Source organism: Ferrovibrio sp. (assembly GCF_025869515.1).
Taxonomy (GTDB): domain Bacteria; phylum Pseudomonadota; class Alphaproteobacteria; order Ferrovibrionales; family Ferrovibrionaceae; genus Ferrovibrio.
The window spans coordinates 14887-31585 of the sequence record NZ_JAOZVR010000058.1 but is presented as its reverse complement, the minus strand read 5'-3'; the positions used below and the strand labels follow the sequence as shown (position 1 = coordinate 31585).

Annotated in this window: 21 protein-coding genes; 12 read left to right on the top strand and 9 right to left on the bottom strand. The window is 65.5% G+C overall.

Annotated features, from left to right (window positions below; translation table 11 throughout):
- Nucleotides 1-2: 2 nt before the first annotated feature.
- A complete protein-coding gene (locus OJJ21_RS10060; RefSeq protein WP_297685759.1) occupies nucleotides 3-776 on the bottom strand; it encodes a cobalt-precorrin-6A reductase in 774 nt (257 codons plus the stop codon).
- Complete coding sequence (locus OJJ21_RS10055; RefSeq protein WP_297685757.1) at nucleotides 760-1893, bottom strand: cobalt-precorrin-5B (C(1))-methyltransferase; 1134 nt, start codon at nucleotides 1891-1893, stop codon at nucleotides 760-762. Before OJJ21_RS10055 ends, OJJ21_RS10060 begins: the two co-directional genes overlap by 17 nt.
- A 44-nt stretch (nucleotides 1894-1937) precedes the next feature.
- Here OJJ21_RS10055 and cobA point away from each other — a divergent pair, with 44 nt between their 5' ends.
- From cobA to OJJ21_RS10035, 4 genes are all read left to right on the top strand, one after another.
- Nucleotides 1938-2759: a uroporphyrinogen-III C-methyltransferase gene (cobA, locus tag OJJ21_RS10050; RefSeq protein WP_297685755.1), complete on the top strand. Its 822-nt coding sequence runs from the start codon at nucleotides 1938-1940 to the stop codon at nucleotides 2757-2759.
- On the top strand, nucleotides 2741-4051 hold the full coding sequence (locus OJJ21_RS10045) for a cobyrinate a,c-diamide synthase (RefSeq protein ID WP_297685752.1): 1311 nt from the start codon (nucleotides 2741-2743) through the stop codon (nucleotides 4049-4051). Before cobA ends, OJJ21_RS10045 begins: the two co-directional genes overlap by 19 nt.
- A 120-nt stretch (nucleotides 4052-4171) precedes the next feature.
- Nucleotides 4172-4795 carry an SH3 domain-containing protein gene (locus OJJ21_RS10040; protein WP_297685750.1) on the top strand — a complete coding sequence of 208 codons (624 nt, stop codon included), beginning with the start codon at nucleotides 4172-4174 and terminating at the stop codon, nucleotides 4793-4795.
- Nucleotides 4796-4882: 87 nt separating this feature from the next.
- Nucleotides 4883-5401, top strand: a complete 519-nt coding sequence (locus OJJ21_RS10035; RefSeq protein WP_297685748.1) for a group III truncated hemoglobin — start codon at nucleotides 4883-4885, stop codon at nucleotides 5399-5401.
- On the opposite strand, the gene OJJ21_RS10030 is transcribed toward OJJ21_RS10035, so the two are convergent.
- The 7 genes from OJJ21_RS10030 to irrA all read right to left on the bottom strand — a co-directional run bounded on the left by OJJ21_RS10030 (nucleotide 5398) and on the right by irrA (nucleotide 10463).
- Entirely contained in the window at nucleotides 5398-6066 is a 669-nt protein-coding gene (locus tag OJJ21_RS10030; protein WP_297685746.1) for a glutathione S-transferase family protein, read from the bottom strand. The two genes, OJJ21_RS10035 and OJJ21_RS10030, sit on opposite strands and share 4 nt — an antisense overlap.
- Before the next feature lie 2 nt (nucleotides 6067-6068).
- Nucleotides 6069-6677: a pyridoxamine 5'-phosphate oxidase family protein gene (locus OJJ21_RS10025; RefSeq protein ID WP_297685744.1), complete on the bottom strand. Its 609-nt coding sequence runs from the start codon at nucleotides 6675-6677 to the stop codon at nucleotides 6069-6071.
- A 91-nt stretch (nucleotides 6678-6768) separates the two neighbouring features.
- Complete coding sequence (locus OJJ21_RS10020; RefSeq protein ID WP_297685742.1) at nucleotides 6769-7200, bottom strand: VOC family protein; 432 nt, start codon at nucleotides 7198-7200, stop codon at nucleotides 6769-6771.
- Between the two features lie 97 nt (nucleotides 7201-7297).
- Nucleotides 7298-7888 (bottom strand): DUF3501 family protein, encoded by a 591-nt coding sequence (locus tag OJJ21_RS10015; protein ID WP_297685739.1) that lies wholly within the window; start codon nucleotides 7886-7888, stop codon nucleotides 7298-7300.
- A gap of 45 nt (nucleotides 7889-7933) precedes the next feature.
- Nucleotides 7934-9298, bottom strand: coding sequence for a heterodisulfide reductase-related iron-sulfur binding cluster (locus OJJ21_RS10010; RefSeq protein WP_297685737.1), 1365 nt, complete (start codon nucleotides 9296-9298; stop codon nucleotides 7934-7936).
- Between the two features lie 104 nt (nucleotides 9299-9402).
- Nucleotides 9403-9819 (bottom strand): rubrerythrin family protein, encoded by a 417-nt coding sequence (locus OJJ21_RS10005; protein ID WP_297685735.1) that lies wholly within the window; start codon nucleotides 9817-9819, stop codon nucleotides 9403-9405.
- Between the two features lie 224 nt (nucleotides 9820-10043).
- Nucleotides 10044-10463 (bottom strand): iron response transcriptional regulator IrrA, encoded by a 420-nt coding sequence (irrA, locus tag OJJ21_RS10000; protein WP_297685733.1) that lies wholly within the window; start codon nucleotides 10461-10463, stop codon nucleotides 10044-10046.
- 293 nt (nucleotides 10464-10756) lie between these two features.
- Here irrA and fabA point away from each other — a divergent pair, with 293 nt between their 5' ends.
- The 8 genes from fabA to OJJ21_RS09960 all read left to right on the top strand — a co-directional run bounded on the left by fabA (nucleotide 10757) and on the right by OJJ21_RS09960 (nucleotide 16690).
- Entirely contained in the window at nucleotides 10757-11281 is a 525-nt protein-coding gene (fabA, locus tag OJJ21_RS09995) for a bifunctional 3-hydroxydecanoyl-ACP dehydratase/trans-2-decenoyl-ACP isomerase (RefSeq protein ID WP_297685731.1), read from the top strand.
- A gap of 120 nt (nucleotides 11282-11401) precedes the next feature.
- Nucleotides 11402-12637 (top strand): beta-ketoacyl-ACP synthase I, encoded by a 1236-nt coding sequence (fabB, locus tag OJJ21_RS09990; protein WP_297685729.1) that lies wholly within the window; start codon nucleotides 11402-11404, stop codon nucleotides 12635-12637.
- A 45-nt stretch (nucleotides 12638-12682) separates the two neighbouring features.
- Nucleotides 12683-13516, top strand: a complete 834-nt coding sequence (locus OJJ21_RS09985) for an SDR family oxidoreductase (RefSeq protein ID WP_297685727.1) — start codon at nucleotides 12683-12685, stop codon at nucleotides 13514-13516.
- A gap of 80 nt (nucleotides 13517-13596) precedes the next feature.
- Nucleotides 13597-14109, top strand: a complete 513-nt coding sequence (locus OJJ21_RS09980) for a PAS domain-containing protein (protein WP_297685725.1) — start codon at nucleotides 13597-13599, stop codon at nucleotides 14107-14109.
- A 25-nt stretch (nucleotides 14110-14134) separates the two neighbouring features.
- A complete protein-coding gene (locus OJJ21_RS09975) occupies nucleotides 14135-14770 on the top strand; it encodes a glutathione S-transferase family protein (protein ID WP_297685723.1) in 636 nt (211 codons plus the stop codon).
- 85 nt (nucleotides 14771-14855) lie between these two features.
- The gene (locus OJJ21_RS09970) at nucleotides 14856-15404 is read left to right on the top strand and encodes a PAS domain-containing protein (RefSeq protein WP_297685720.1); all 549 of its coding nucleotides are present in this window, start codon (nucleotides 14856-14858) and stop codon (nucleotides 15402-15404) included.
- 58 nt (nucleotides 15405-15462) lie between these two features.
- Nucleotides 15463-16077, top strand: a complete 615-nt coding sequence (locus OJJ21_RS09965) for a PAS domain-containing protein (RefSeq protein ID WP_297685718.1) — start codon at nucleotides 15463-15465, stop codon at nucleotides 16075-16077.
- A 70-nt stretch (nucleotides 16078-16147) separates the two neighbouring features.
- Nucleotides 16148-16690 (top strand): PAS domain-containing protein, encoded by a 543-nt coding sequence (locus OJJ21_RS09960; protein WP_297685716.1) that lies wholly within the window; start codon nucleotides 16148-16150, stop codon nucleotides 16688-16690.
- The last annotated feature ends 9 nt before the right edge of the window (nucleotides 16691-16699 follow it).

Here is a 16699-nt window from a genome sequence, read left to right as displayed (position 1 = left end):
CGTCAGACCGCGTGGATGTTGATCCAGCCGAGCGCGGCGCCGACCGAGTCGAGTGCCGCGCCGGGCGGCAGCGGCGGGCGGTCGATCATCAGCACCGGAAGATGCAGCTCGGCGGCGGCGGCGATCTTGCCCGCGGCGCCGCCGGCATTCTTGGTCACCAGCAGGTCGATGCGGTGCTGCTGCATCAGCGCCTTTTCGTCATCGGGCGTGAACGGCCCGCGTGCCAGCAGGGTTTCGCCGCGCGGCAGCGCGATGTCATCGGCCGGCGGATCGATCATGCGGGTGAGAAACCACCGACCGTTCCCGTGCGGCGTATCCTCATGGCCGAGCGGCACGAACGGCCCGATCTCCTGCCGGCCGACGGTGAGGAAAATGCGCTGTGCCGGATGGAAACGCAGGAAGATCGCCGCCGCCGCCACGCTGGGCATCATGGTCCAGCGGTCGCCCGGCGACGGCACCCAGGCCGGCCGCACCAGTTTGGCGCGCGGGATGCCGAGCGCCGCGCAGGCGTCATGGGCATGCCGCGCCATCTGCGCCGCAAAGGGATGCGTGGCGTCCAGCACCAGGTCGATCTTCTCAGCCACCAGATAATCGCTCAGTCCGTCGATGCCGCCGAAACCGCCGATGCGCACATCGCCCGGCGGGCGTTCGGGATTTTCCGTGCGGCCGGCCAGCGAGGAGATGCAGCGCACGCGGTTATGCCCCTGCAGCTCGCGCGCCAGCCGCAGCGCCTCGCCGGTGCCGCCGAGCAGCAGCAGGTTACGCAGCCGCGCCATCGGCTCTCCCCACCACGTTACCGGTGCGCTCCACCGCCACCACATCGACGGCAATGGCGGACGGCGCGACAATCTCCATCGCCACCGCGCGCGCCTTCGCCGCAACCAGATCGCCGAGCGGCAGGCCGGCGGCCTGCGCCAGCGCCAGAACTTCCAGCGCGGTATTCGCCGCTGCGGCTTTGGCGATCAGCGCGTCCGGCGCACCAAGGTCGCCGAGCCACTGCGCCAGAACGGTTTTGTCGACCTGGCTGCGGCCGGAATGCAGATCCATCTGGCCCTGCGCCAGTTTCACCAGCTTGGCGAAACCGCCGCCGATGGTCAGTCGCGGCACCGGATGCTGGCGCAGATATTTCAGCAGCGCGCCGGCGAAGTCGCCCATGTCGAGCAGCGCCAGCTCGGGCAGGCCATGCAGCGCCTGCACGGCGGCTTCCGAGGTCGAGCCGGTGCAGCCGGCGACATGGGTGAGGCCGGCCGCGACGGCAACATCGACGCCGCGATGGATCGAATGAATCCAGGCCGAACAGGAAAACGGCACGACGATGCCGGTGGTGCCGAGAATGCTGAGGCCGCCGAGGATGCCGAGCCGCGGATTCCAGGTCTGTTTCGCCAGTTCGGCGCCGCCCGGCACGCTGATCTCGATTTCCACATCGCCGGCATCGTTATGCAGCCCGGCGAGATCACGCACCGCCTGCTGCATCAGACGGCGCGGCACCGGATTGATCGCCGGCTCGCCCGGCGGCAGCGGCAGGCCCGGCCGCGTGACGGTGCCGACGCCTTCGCCGGCACGGAAGATCACACCGCTGCCGGCCGGCGCGCGCCGCACCCGGGCCAGGATCAGCGCCTGATGCGTCACATCGGGATCGTCGCCGGCATCCTTCACGATACCGGCCTCGGCCCAGGCGCCGCGCTCGTCCTCGCCGCGCCGTTCGATGGCCAGCGCGAAGCTGGGCTGTTCGCCTTTCGGCAGGGTGATGGTGACCGGATCGGGGAAACGGCCGGTCAGCAGCGCCTGGTAGGCGGCGCGCGTGCCGGCGGTGGCGCAGGCCCCCGTGGTCCAGCCCCGGCGGAGTATGCTGGCGACCGGATCTGACCCTGTATCGGCGGCGACTTCGGACATGCCGCCAATATACACCGCGGACGCCCTGCTGTACCCTGCGCGGCATGCAATTGCCTGCCCTCGATATGCCTGTTTTCCAGCCCGGCTGGGTCTGGCTGGCCGGCGCCGGCCCCGGCGATCCGGGACTTCTGACCCTGCATGCGGTGAATGCGCTGAACCAGGCCGATGTGGTGATCTACGACGCCCTGGTGGGCGACGGCATCCTGCGCTGTGCCCGGCCGAACACGGTGCTGGAATACGCGGGCAAGCGCGGCGGCAAGCCATCGCCGAAGCAGCGCGACATTTCCGAACGGCTGGTCGAGCTGGCGCGCCAGGGCAAGCGCGTGCTGCGGCTGAAGGGCGGAGATCCCTTCGTGTTCGGCCGTGGCGCCGAGGAAGCCCTCAGCCTGCGCGAGGCCGGCATTCCCTTCCGCATCATTCCCGGCATTTCGGCCGGCATCGGCGGCCTGGCCTATGCCGGCATCCCGCTGACCCATCGCGACACCAATTCCTGCGTCACCTTCCTGACCGGCCATAATGCCAGCGGCGAGGTGCCCGACAGCCTGGACTGGGCCGCCATGGTGCGCGCCTCGCCGGTTCTGGTGATCTACATGGCGATGAAGCATCTCGATATCCTGGTGTCGAAACTCACGCATGCCGGCCTGGCCGGCGACCGGCCCGCCGCCCTGGTGCAGAACGCCACCCTGCCTGGGATGCGCGTGCTGACCAGCCGGCTGGACCGGATCGTCGCCGAGGCACAAGCTGCACAGATGGCGCCGCCGGCCCTGCTGGTGGTGGGCGAGGTGGTCGATCTGCACGCTGTATTCGGCAGCAGCGATTTCCAGGCCGGCCTGAAGGCGAGCGGATCATGCCAAGCGGCGTCGTAATCGCAGCACCGGCCTCGGGCAGCGGCAAAACCACGGTAACGCTGGCGCTGCTGCGCCTTCTGGGTCGCGAAGGCCGCATCATCGCACCGTTCAAGATCGGGCCCGATTACATCGACGGCTCATTCCATCGCGCCGCCGGTGCCGGCCGGCCCTGCTACAACCTCGATGCCTTCGCCATGCGGCAGGAGACCATCACCGCCGTGGTGGCGGCCGGTGCCGAGGATGTCGAGCTGGTGGTGATCGAGGGCGTGATGGGCCTGTTCGACGGTGCCGCTAATGGTGAAGGCTCCACCGCCGATCTCGCCCGCCTGCTCGGCCTGCCGGTGATCCTGGTGATCGATGCGGCGCGCCAGAGCCAGTCGGTGGCCGCCCTGGTGCATGGCTTCCGCAGCTTCCGCCCCGACGTGACGATCGCCGGCGTGATCCTCAACCGCGTCGCCTCGCCGCGCCATGAAACGTTGCTGCGCGCGGCGCTGAAGCAGATCGACATGCCGCTGCTGGCCGCATTGCCGGCACAGGCCGACCTGAAATTGCCGAGCCGGCATCTCGGCCTGGTGCAGGCGGTGGAGCGCGACAATCTGGAACTCTTTCTCGATCGCGCCGCCGACTGGCTGCATCGCCGGCTCGACCGCTTCGCGCTGGAACAGATCCTGCGCAAGCTGACGGTGCAGACCGACGCGACGCTGAAACCGCTGCCGCCGCTGGGCCAGAAGATCGCGGTGGCGCGCGATGCTGCCTTCGCCTTCTGCTATCCGCATCTGCTGCAGGGCTGGCGCGCCCAGGGCGCCGACCTCACCTTCTTCTCGCCGCTGCATGACGGCATGCCCGAGGCCGATGCCGATGCGGTGTTCCTGCCGGGTGGATATCCCGAATTACACGCCGGCCGGCTGGCCGGCAACATGGCGCTGATGCGCGGCCTGAAAGCGGCGGCGGCACGCGGCGCGGCGATCTATGGCGAATGCGGCGGCTTCATGCTGCTGGGCCAGAGCCTGACCGATGCCGAGGGCGATACGCATGCGATGGCCGGCCTGCTGCCGGTGGCGACCAGCTTCAGGATGCGCAAGCGGCAGCTCGGCTATCGCCGCATCGCCGCGCTGGCCGACACCCCGCTGGGACCGAAAGGCAGCCGCTTCCGCGGCCATGAATTCCATTATTCGGTACAGATGGGCCAGGCCAGCGGCGCGCCGCCGCTGTTTGCCGCCACCGATGCCACCGGCGCCGATCTCGGCCCCACCGGCTGCCGTAAAGGCAGCGTGTTCGGCAGCTACCTGCATCTGATCGACCGCGAATAGTCTGCCGGCAGGCCGGGCAATCATGTTGCGCGCGGACTCCCCCCTGCTACCATCCGCCTGCTGAGGACCCGATTCGGTCTTAACCCTTCCTTTGCCGGTTTTGCGCTAGTCACCGCTTTCATGTTGCCGCGATTCGTCTTCGCCCTGGGTCTCGTCCTGCTCGTCCCGCCGGTTCTGGCGGCCGAGGCAAAGAGGACGACGCTGACGCCGGTCTCGGCCAGCCCGCCCCCCCTGAGCACAGGCCCGGTCACCACGGCCGCCAGCACCGCAGCCGGCCAGCCGGCCGGCACCGCGACGCCGGCCGACCTGCCGGACAAGGGCGCCGATTCCGGCCTGCCGCTGCCGCGTTTCGTCAGCCTGGCCGCCGAGAAAGTGAATGCCCGCACCGGGCCGGGCTCGCGCTATCCGATCGCCTGGCAGTATCAGCGCCGCGGCCTGCCGGTCGAGGTGGTGGCCGAATACGAATACTGGCGCCGCATCCGCGACCATGACGGCACCGAGACCTGGGTGCACAAGAACCTGACCTCGGGCAAACGCTATGCCATGGTCGAGGGTGGCGTGCGTTCGCTTTATCGCAAGCCCGACGCGGATACGGACGTGCTGCTGACCGCCGAGGCCGGCGTGCAGGCGCGCCTGCGCAAATGCCCGGATGCCATGTGGTGCCAGGTGGAGATCGCCGGTACCCGCGGCTGGATGCTGCGTGCCTATCTCTGGGGCCTGTATCCCGGCGAGACCTTCGACTGAGTCCGGCCGCGGGGCGGGCTGTGGCCCGCGATCTGCGACAAGGGGTCGCGGCTATCAATCACCCCGGCCTGCCCTATCATGGATGGCATGGCCCACCAGGACGAAACCGACACCACGCTGGCTGAACGCCAGGCCCGTCGCGCGGCGCTGTCGCCCGGCGCGCAGGCCGGCGTGGATGAAGCCATGGTGCACCGGGTGGTGCATAGCTTCTACGGCCGCATCCGCAGCGACGATCTGCTCGGCCCGATCTTCAACGGGGCCATCGGCGACCGCTGGGACGCCCATCTGGCCAATATGGTGGATTTCTGGTCCTCGGTGCTGCTGATGACCGGGCGCTATGCCGGCCGGCCGATGCAGGCGCATCTCAAACTCGATCACGGTCGCGGCGAGCAGGGCATGCCGCGGCTCGACCAGCCGCATTTCGATCACTGGCTGGCGCTGTTCCGCGCCACCGTGGCCGAAATCTGTCCGCCCGAAGCCGCGGCGCTGTTCGTCCATCGCGCCGAGAAGATCGCGCAGTCTTTCGTGCTGGGCATTCGCTTCAATCGCGGCGAGACGCCCGACTGGCTCGGGCCGGTCCGCAGCGAACCGGTAAACACTGACTAGGCGTGCAGCGGTTCGGCGTCTTTGGCGTAATGCGTCAGGCGCTGACCTGGCAGAAGGTCATAGGCGGATTGCCAGCCGGGCAGCGCCGCGATGCGGTCGAGCCATGCCCTGATCGCCGGATGCGTGGCAGCGAAATCGTAGCCGGTCTCGTCGGCCGGAAAATGCAGATAGGCCATCATCGAAAAATCCGCCACCGTGGGCCGGTCGCCGACTGCAAAGGCCGTATCCTGCAGATGCGTCTCCAGGATGGCGAGGAAATCATCCAGCCGGCGGCGGAAATAGGTCAGCACCTGCGGATTGGGTTTCGGCGTGAAACTGCGGTGAAAGCGATAGGTCGCCATATAGCCGGTGAGCTTGTGGTTGTCCCAGAACAGCCAGCGCAGCACCTCGTATTTCTCGGCCGCGGTCTCGCCGCCGAACCTGCCATACTGCTCGGCCAGCTTCATCAGGATCGGCGCGGTCTGGGTCAGCTTGACGCCATCCTCTTCCAGCACCGGAATCTCGCCCATGGCATTGACGGTCGCGCGCCATTGCGGCGTGCGGGTGACACCGCCGCCGAAATCGGTCCAGACCGGCTCGAAGCACTGGCCGCAAAGCGTGAGCATCAGCGCCAGCTTGTAGCTGTTGCCCGATTCCGGGAAGTAATGCAGGCAATAGGCGGGCATCGCTAATACAGCCGCGTCCTGTAGCCTTCCTCGATCACGGCCTCGACGGCCTTGACCTCCAGCCCCGCCACCTGATCGGCGATCACCCTGCCGAGCGTGGGAAAGCTTGAGCGTGGCACATGCTTGTCCGGGTTCCACAAGTCCGAGCGCATCATCGCCTTGGCGCAATGGAAAAAGACCTCGCGCACAGTGATCTCCAGTGCCGAGCCGGGCGCCTTGCCCTGCGCGGTCATCGGCGCCAGACGCTGCGGATCGGTGATCACCTTGGCTGTGCCGTTGACGCGCAGCGTCTCGTTGATACCCGGCACCAGGAACAGCAGGCCGACCTGCGGGTGCTGCACCACATTGCGCAGACTGTCGATCAGGTTGTTGCCGCGCCGGTCGGGCAGCAGCAGCGTGCTGTCATTCTCGACATGCACGAAACCCGGCGCATCACCGCGCGGCGAGCAGTCGGCGCCGTCCGGCCCGCTGGTGGACAGCGCCAGGAAGGGTGACAGCGCGATGAAGGCTTTGGCATGCTTGTCGAGGCGGGAAAGAATTTTCCGCTGAACGGTGTCGTTGGGCATGTCGTAGCAGCCGCGCAGGTCGGCTTCGGTGGTGAGGACGGTCATGGCGGACTCCGCGCAGGGCTTCAGCTGGGGCTGCCGCAAGCATGAAGCCTTACGCCGGAAAGTCCAAGTCCCAATCGCGCGTGGCGATCCGTCAGGCTTTCGGGTGCGGCACGATGGCCACGCTGGGTGCCGAGCGGGTGGCCAGGCCATGGAACACCGCCTCGATATTGTTGCCGTCGGGATCGAGGGCGAAGGCTGCGTAATAACCCGGATGGTATGTCTCGCGGAAGCCCGGCGCCCCGTTATCCTTGCCGCCGGCCGCCAGCACGGCCACATGAAACCGCTGCACCATGGCCTGGTCGGCGGCTTGGAAAGCGATATGCGCCCGGCCGGTGAGGTGGAAGTCCTCGTGCGCTTCGGCCGTGCTGATATAGAGCTCGTCGCAGCCAAAAAAGCCCGGGCCTTCGGTTTCGATCTTCAGGCCGAGCGCACCGAAGGCGGCTTCATAGAAGCGGCGCGACGCGGCAAGGTCGCGCACCACAAGCTGAACATGGTCGATCAGCCGGCCGCGATGGAACTGCATGTCTGTCTCCTCCGGTCAAAGAAAAAGCGTCACTGCAGGTAACCCGTGACGCGACGCTTTGATCCGGCAAAAAGACAGGGTTTACGCGAAATCCCTGTTACGAGAAGTCCTGGGCCAGCGCTTCGCGCGTGGTCTCCGGCATCACGGCGATATGGCCGTAATTGGGATGCTCGATGGCGAGCAGCACGCGGGTGCCCGGCGCCCTGAAGGCCGCCACCTGTTCGGGCGTGAAGGGGAAGCGCAGGAAATGCACCGACGAGGTCTTGCCGTCCTCGCGGTTGCGTTCGGCATCGTCCTCCGGCACCGAGCGCACCTTGTGCGGGCCGAATTCCAGTACCACCATCTGGTCGATATTGGTCAGCTGCGCCAGCACGGCCGGGCGGCGCACGGCATCATCCACCTCGATCATGAAGGTGCAGACCAGTTCGGTACCCTTGGGGATCAGCGGCGCATAGGCATGCAGCTCGTCGGCAATCTGATTCTCGCCGCCCTTTTCGATGAACAGCATCTCGTGGATCTGCCACCACATGGTGGCGTAATTCTCGAAATAGAAGGTGCAGAACGGCCCGACGCCGACGCGGCGGTGCTTCTTGATGCCGACGATCTCGGCGCGCTTGTCCTTGCGCACCTTCACGAACTCGTCCATCGGCAGGATGTCGGCGCGGGTGATCGTGGTCTTCAGACTCATCATACTCTCCTGTGTGCCGGAAGCCCCTCCGTCACCGGATACCGTTTAAATCAAACCGTAAGCCTTGGCGAAGAGTTCCACCGGATGATCGGCCCTGGCCGGCAGGGTGAAGCCCTCTTTATCCTTGCCCTCGCGTTCCATGCCCTGGCGGATATGGATGGCGGCGAGCGGGCATTCCGATGCGATATGCGCCTTGGCTTCCTTCACCGCGGTGCGCGCCACCGGCCTGCCCACCTTCATACCGATTTCGAAGAATTCTTTCCGCACACCCCAGCTGCCGCCATGGCCGGCGCAGCGTTCGATCACGGCCAGGTCTTCGCCCGGCTTCATCTCGGGGATCAGCTTCATCAGCTCGGTGGCCTTGGCGCCCATATTCTGCGCCCGCGCATGACAGGCCAGATGCAGGGTGACGCCGCCAGCCAGCGGCTTCAGTCCCGGCGCGAGGCCGTCCTTCCTGGCGATATCGACGATGTATTCGGAGATATCGAAGGTCGCCTGCGCCAGCTTTTTCACCAGCGGATCGTTGGGCAGAATCAGCGGCCATTCGAATTTCAGCATCAGCGCGCAGGACGGCACCAGCGCCACGATGTCGTAGCCCTGGTCGATCAGCGGCGCATAGAATTCCGCCACCACGCGCGCCTTCTTCGCCACATCCTCGATATCGCCCTGTTCCAGGCGCGGCATGCCGCAGCAGCCGGGATAATCGACACGCAGCGCGACGCCGTTATGCGCCAGGATCTTCTGCGCCGCGACGCCGATATCGGGATTGTTGTAGTTGCCGAAGCAGGTGGCATAGATCGCCGCCTTGCGCTTGCCATAGCCCGGCGCAGCGCTGTTGACCGCGGCCGGCTCGGCTTTCGCGCGTGCCACCAGGGTTTTGGCGTTGAATTTCGGCAGCTCGGCATCGCGGTGCACATCCATCACCGCTTCCATCACCGGGCGGGTCAGGCTGTTGCCGCGCTCGGATGCCCAGTTGGCGATCGGCGCCACCAGGCCGGCGAGTTTGCCGTTGCGGTCGGTCTGCGACAGCTGGTCGCCGATCGCATCCTTGTGGCCGTGATGCCGCTCGGCGGCGCGGTAGCGCAGCATCAGATGCGGGAAATCGAGCTGGAATTCGTGCGGCGGCACATAGGGGCACTTGGTCATGTAGCACAGGTCGCAGAGCGTGCAGGCATCCACGATCGGCTTGAAATCCGCCGACTTCACTTCGTCGAGTTCGCCGGTCGGCGAGGCATCGACCAGATCGAACAGGCGCGGGAAACTGTCGCACAGATTGAAGCAGCGACGGCAGCCATGACAGATGTCGAGCACGCGTCGCATCTCGACGTCGAGCTTTTCAAGGTCGTAGAAATCAGGATTCTGCCAGTCGAGCGGATGCCGGGTCGGCGCGTCCAGGCTGCCTTCGCGCATTCAGTCCCCCAGGATTTTCGGGTGCGTCTAACGCAGGAATACCGGCGGGCGCCCAGAAGCGTATCTGGGCACCCGCCGGACCGTTACGTCACCGGAGCGGAGACTCAGAGCGTGTCGAGCGCCTTCTGGAAGCGGCCGGCATGGCTCTTTTCAGCCTTCGCCAGCGTCTCGAACCATTCGGCGATCTCGTCGAAGCCTTCCTCGCGGGCGGTCTTCGCCATGCCGGGATACATGTCGGTATATTCGTGGGTCTCGCCGGCAACCGCGGCCTTCAGGTTGGACGCGGTCGGGCCGATCGGCAGATCGGTGGCCGGGTCGCCGACTTCGGCCATGAATTCGAGATGGCCATGGGCATGGCCGGTCTCGCCTTCCGCGGTCGAGCGGAACACGGCGGCGACGTCGTTGTAGCCTTCCACATCGGCCTTCTGGGCGAAGTAGAGATAACGGCGGTTCGCCTGGCTTTCGCCGGCGAAGGCTTCCTTCAGATTGCCGTGGGTCTTGGTACCCTTGAGTGCTGCCATGTGCTGGTCCTCCTTGTTTTCGCCTGCCGCCGGGGCGCGGACCATGTCGGAAAACATGGGGCCCGGCGGCGCATGTCCCGCCCTGGCCCCCGGACTGCCACCCAGAAATCAGTGGGGCGGGGAGCAGCGGGACAGAGATTCGGAACGCGGGGATTATGGACCCGCGCGGCGATCAGTCAAGCTATGTTAGAATCATTCTAAAATCTGCGAATGGCTCGCAGCTGTCAATCCTGCAGGCGCAGGATGACATCGACACGCGCGATCTTCGCGCCTTCCGGCGCCGCTGGCAGCCTGGCCACTGCGATTTCGGCTTCCGGAATGTCGCGCAACTCGCCGCTGCGCTCATAGTAGAAATGATGATGCGGCGAGAGATTGGTATCGAAATAGGCGCGACCGGCATCCACCGTCACCATGCGCAGCAGGCCGACGGCGGTGAACTGGTGCAGGCAGTTATACACCGTGGCCAGCGACAGGCGGGCGCCGCGCTCGGCGGCCTCGGTGAACAGGCTCTCGGCGGTGACGTGACGATGGCCCTGGCTGAACAGGATTTCGGCCAGCATCAGACGCTGCCGCGTGGTGCGCAGACCGGCAGCACGCAGCTGCCCGGCGGCAGCCTCAAAACGGGGTTCGATCACCTTGCCCATGGATTTTGATATACAGCACAGCATTAGCGACGGCCACAGGAATGTCATCTGGGCCGGATTGGCCTGTAATCACAACCACTTGATCCGGGCTCTGCAATCTTGGGCTGCCGCTGCGGCATCGTGATCGCGTCATTGTAACAAGATGCAACGAAACTGTTGCGGCTGGCCTGCGGATCACTACATTGTCCCCGGAAGGCGATGACAGGCCCGCCACTTAGCGGAATTCGCCATGGAGGATTGCGCCGCCTCCGGATGTTCCGGGCGGTGCCAGACGGGTTGAGGATTTCACCATCGTGGAACGGAAGAACAGTTACAGCTACGAGGATCTGCTGGCTTGCGCGCATGGCAAGCTGTTCGGCGAGGGCAATGCCCGCCTGCCGCTGCCGCCCATGCTGATGCTCGACCGGATCGTGAAGATCGTCAGCGAAGGCGGCAAATACGGCAAGGGCGAGATCGAAGCCGAGCTCGACATCAAGCCCAACCTCTGGTTCTTTCCCTGTCATTTCGAAAACGATCCGGTGATGCCGGGCTGCCTGGGCCTCGATGCCATGTGGCAGCTGGTCGGCTTTTTCCTCGGCTGGATGAAGGCGCCCGGCAAGGGCCGCGCCCTCAGCGTCGGCGAGGTGAAATTCTCCGACATGGTCACGCCGGCGGCCAAGAAGATCACCTTCAAGATCGATATCAAGCGCGTGCTGATGCGCAAATTCGGCATCGCGATTGCCGACGGCACGATGTTTATCGACGGCAAGCCGGCCTATGAATGCAAGGACATGCGCGTCGGCGTATTCCCCGAAGGCATGGCCCCCGCTGCTGCGTAAACAGCTGCTGCTTAATGCCGCGGCCTGAACGAAATCCGCCGCGGCGAACTGTAACGGTTCTTGCCTTATGATTGTGGCCCGGCCACGAAGTCCGGCCCGCATTTGAGGAGTCTCACGCCCATGCGTCGCGTTGTTGTTACCGGTCTCGGCATCACCTCCTCCATCGGCAACAATGCCGAGGACGTGGCCGACAGCCTGAAGGCCGGCCGTTCCGGCATCGTGTTTGCCGAAGACTATGCCAGGCTGAATTTCCGCAGCCAGGTGCATGGCACGGTTAAGATCGATCTCGAAGCCGCGATCGACCGCCGCCAGAAGCGCTTCATGGGCGACGGCGCGGCTTATGCCTATCTCGCCATGGAACAGGCCATCGCCGACAGCGGTCTGGAAGCCGGCGATATCATCAATCCGCGCACCGGGCTGATCGTCGGCTCCGGCGGCGCGTCGACCCGCAACCTGGTCGCCGCCGCGGATATCACCCGCGAAAAGGGCGGCCCGAAGAAGATCGGCCCCTTCATGGTGCCGCGCACGATGTCGAGCACCTGCTCCGCCGTGCTCAGCACCGCCTTCAAGATCAAGGGCGTCAACTATTCGATCAGCTCGGCCTGCTCGACCTCGGCGCACTGCATCGGCAATGCCGCCGAACTGATCCAGCTCGGCAAGCAGGACATCATCTTCGCCGGCGGCGGCGAGGAACTGGACTGGACGCTGAGCTGCCTGTTCGACGCCATGCCGGCGATGAGCTCGTCTTTCAATGCCACGCCGGAAAAGGCCTCGCGCGCCTATGACAAGGACCGCGACGGCTTCGTGATCGCCGGCGGCGGCGGCATCCTGGTGATGGAAGAGCTGGAGCATGCCAAGGCGCGTGGCGCCAGGATCTATGCCGAACTGATCGGCTACGGCGCCACCTCGGACGGCGCCGACATGGTCGCGCCCTCGGGCGAAGGCGCGGTGCGCTGCATGAATCTGGCGCTCAGCGATGCCGGCGGCCACGGTCACAACGCGCCGATCGACTATATCAACACGCACGGCACCTCGACGCCGGCCGGCGATATCACCGAACTGAAGGCGATCCGCGAAGTCTTCGGCGACAAGGTGCCGCCGATCAGCTCGACAAAGTCGCTGACCGGCCATTCGCTGGGCGCGGCGGGCGTGCAGGAATCGATCTATTCGATCCTGATGATGCGCGACAGCTTCATCGCCGCGTCGGCCAATATCGAAAATCTCGATCCTGGCGCGGAAGGCTTCCCCATCGTGCGCGAGCGTCGGGACAACGTGACTTTGAACCGCGTGATGTCGAATTCCTTCGGCTTCGGCGGCACCAATGCCTCGCTGATCTTCCAGCGTTACGCCGCCTGATCTCACCGCCTTCCCCGACACAGATTTTCATTCACCGGATTTAACATGACCGATACGCCTGCATTGATGAGCGGCAAGCGCGGCCTCATCATGGGAGTCGCCAACGACCATTCGATCGCCTGGGGCATCGCCGACATGCTGCACAGGCATGGCGCCGAACTCGCCTTCACCTTCCAGGGCGAGGCCTTCGAGCGCCGCGTGCGGCCGCTGGCGGAAAGCGTCAATGCCAAGGCCGTGGTGCCCTGCGACGTGGAAGACGAAACCTCGATGCGCCAGGCCTTCGAGAAGGTCGGCGCCGCCTTCGGCAACCAGATCGATTTCGTGGTGCATGCCATCGCCTATTCCGACAAGGAAGAGCTGAAGGGCCGCTACCTCAATACCACGCGCGGCAACTTCGGCCGCTCGCTGATGATCTCCTGCTACTCCTTCACCGAGGTGGCGCGGCTGGCGCAGCCCTATATGAGCAAGGGCGGTTCGCTGATCACGCTGACCTATGAAGGCAGCACACGCGTGATGCCGAACTACAACGTGATGGGCGTGGCCAAGGCGGCGCTGGAAGCCAGCGTGCGCTACCTCGCCGTCGATCTCGGCCCGCAGAATATCCGCGTCAATGCCGTATCGCCGGGCCCGATGCGCACCCTGGCCGGTTCGGCCATCGGTTCGGCGCGGGCCACCTTCAAATTCACCGCGCAGCACAGCCCGCTGCGCCGCAATGCTTCGCTCGACGAAGTCGGCGGCGCCGCGCTGTTCCTGCTGTCGGATCTCGGCGCCGGCGTCACCGGCGAGATCGTGCATGTCGACAGCGGCTTCCATACGCTCGGCATGCCCAATCCCGCCGATCTGCAGAACGGCGGCAACGGTGGTAACGGCGAAGGCTGATACACGGCTGCTCGCCCCCTGATTACACGAACGGCCCGGGCGGCTATGCTGCCGGGGCCGTTTCATTTCTGGCCCCCCGCATGGATCGTCCGCTCGACAGCCTGCTCAACGACCTGGAACTGCCCGGCCACCGTGCCGTGGCCGAACACTGGCTGGGCCTGTATCGCGGCAATGGCCGCATTCCCACACTGGCCGAAATCGATCCCCTGCATTTCCCCAGGGCTTTGGCCGATGCCTGGATCGTCGATGCCACGGAGGACGGCAGATTCCGCTTTCGCCTGATGGGGCAAACCCTGGTGGAATGGTATGGCCGCAGCCCGAAGGGCCTCTATTACGAAGACCTGTTCCCCGCGGCGATGGTGTCGATGCTGGTGACGCAGTCGCAGATGGTGCTGGCACGGCCTTGCGCCGGCTTCCAGCGCGTGCATACCCAGTCGCCGGAACGGCATTGGCCGCGCTTCTTCGAACGCCTGACCTTCCCGCTGCGTGGCAGCGACGGCCGGATCCGTCACATTCTCGGCAATTCGATTTTCAATCGCGAGCGCGAAGCCGATGCCGCGCCGGAAATAAACCACTGGTATCCGATCGCCTGAAACAAAGACGACAAGGAACTGCTCGATGCTGAATCTTTTCTATGCTGCCCATACCTGCGCGCTGGCCTCGCATATCGCCCTGGAGGACGCCGGCGCCAGCTATACCACGACGCGGATCAGCTTTTCCGGCAACGACCAGCGCAAGCCAGACTATCTCGCCATCAACCCCAAGGGCCGCGTGCCGGCACTGGTGACCGATCGCGGCGTGCTGACCGAAACCCCGGCCATGCTGGCCTTCATCGCCCAGAGCTTTCCGCGGGCGAGGCTCGCGCCGTTCGACGATGCCTTCGCCTTCGCGCAGGTGCAGGCCTTCAACAGCTATCTGTGCTCCACCGTGCATGTTTCCCATGCCCATCGCATGCGCGGCTATCGCTGGGTCGATGCCGGAAATGCCGAGGCCATCGCGGCGATGCAGCGTCAGGTGCCGCAGAGCGTGTATGAAGGTTTCGCGCTGATCGAACAGGGCATGCTGGCCGGCCCCTGGGTGATGGGCGAGACCTACACGATCTGCGACCCCTATCTCTTCACCCTGGCGCAATGGCTGGAAGCCGATGGCGTCGATATCGCGCGTCTGCCGCGGGTGATCGACCATCGCCGCCGCATGGGCGAACGCCCGGCCGTGCAGCGCGCGCTGGCCGCCGAACTGGCCCGGGCCGGCTGATCGCCGCCATGGTTACCGCTTGTTTAGTAGACGGCGCTGCCGCATCGGGTAATGGTGCGAAGGTGCAATAACCCCGTCCGCCCCAATGATCCGTACCCTCGATACCCTGTCTGCCGATCTGCGCGCGACCAGCCATCGCTCCGTCGCCGAACACTGGCTCGATCTCTATCGCCGCCATGACGATATTCCGCCGCTTTCGGCGCTCGATCCGCTGCATTTCCCCAGGGCCCTTGTGGATGCCTGGATTGTCGATGCCGAAGACGACGGCCGTTTCCGCATCCACCTGGCCGGAGAAACCCTGGTCCGCTGGTATGGCCGCAATCCGAAGGGTCTGCATTTCGAGGACATCTTCTCGCCGGCCATGCTGCCGGTGGTGATCCGGCAGTCGCGCCAGGTCGTGCAGACGCCCTGCATCCTGTATCACCAGATGCAGACAACGATCCCGGACTGGAGCGTGCCGGCGGCATTCGACCGTGTGGCCTTTCCGCTGCGCGATGCCGTCGGCCATATCCGGCATATCCTGGGGGCGACCGTTTTCGCCAACGACCCCAGCCTTGGGCGCGGCGGTGAAAGCACCCGCATCGGCGTCGAATACCAGTACGAGATTCCGGCAGCGCTGCAGGCCGCATCCTGACGCGGCAGGCCGCATACCGGGCGAGTCGCGGAGGCCGATCCGGATTCCGATTGCCGCCATGGCAGCCCGGCCGCATACTGCGGCCAACAGCGAGGGTCCGGTGATGTCTTACGACTTCAGTACCCTGTTAAACGACATGCAGCTGCCGGCGCATCGCGCCCTGGTCGGGCACTGGCTCGATCTCTATACGGCTGCCGGCGCGCAGGTTCCTGCCCTGCAGGAGATCGATCCGATCCGTCTCGGCCGCCATCTGCCGGATATCTGCATCCTCAATCACGAAGGCGGCAACCTGTACCGCTTCCGCCTCGCCGGCGGCAATGTGAACGATTTCTACGGCCAGGATGTGCGGCAGAAAAGCCTGGCCGATCTGGTCGAATCGCCGACGCGCGAACGGCTGCTCGACATGGCGCATGCGATCCTGCATCTGCCGGCCGCCGTCATGCATGGGCTGAGCAGCATGCAGCCGCAATGGAATTATTCCATTGCGCTGCAGCGCATCAGCCTGCCGCTGGCTGATGCCGACGGCGTGCCACGCCATATCATCAGCAGTACGGTCTTCTTCCGCTTCGACCGCGACGACACGCAGTCGCTGGCCTCCACCGACTTCCAGCATCGCTACCGGATTCCTCTGCACAGCGGCAGCAACGATATGGCGGTGCGCCCGGCCTGCTAGCCGTCTGCCTGCCGCATTCCGCCACACTCAATTTGCATGCACCGCCTGATCCGGCCGCTATACTGGCCGGGTGGATCGCCCGTTATCCAGCCTGCTCGAAACCCTGACCCTGCCGGGCCATCGCGCCGCGACGCAGCATTGGCTGGCCTTGTATCGCGCCGGCGACAACCGGGTGCCGATGCTGCACGACCTCGATCCGCTGCAGTTTTCCGCCGCCCTGCCCGATATCTGGATCGTCGACCTTGATCCTGACGGACGCTTCCGCTTCCACCTGCTCGGCCAGAACATGATCGACTGGCACGGCAGCAACCCGAAAGGCCTCAGCTTCGAGGACATCTACACACCGGAAATGCTTCCGGTAGTGACGGCGATGGTCCGGCGGGTGATCGAGCAACCGGCCGTCGTCTATCAGAAGGCGCAGAGCGTGACGCGCAACCGCAGCCTGCCGGTACCGATCGAGCGCATCGCGCTGCCGCTGGCCGATGCGGAGGGCCGTGTCCGCCACCTGTTCGGCGTCACCGTGTTCATGACGCGCGACGGCCATGGCAGCGGCCCGCTGCGTACCGAACTGCAGGTCGATGACTGGTATCCGGTGGAGACAGCGGAAACATAGTCCGCAGGC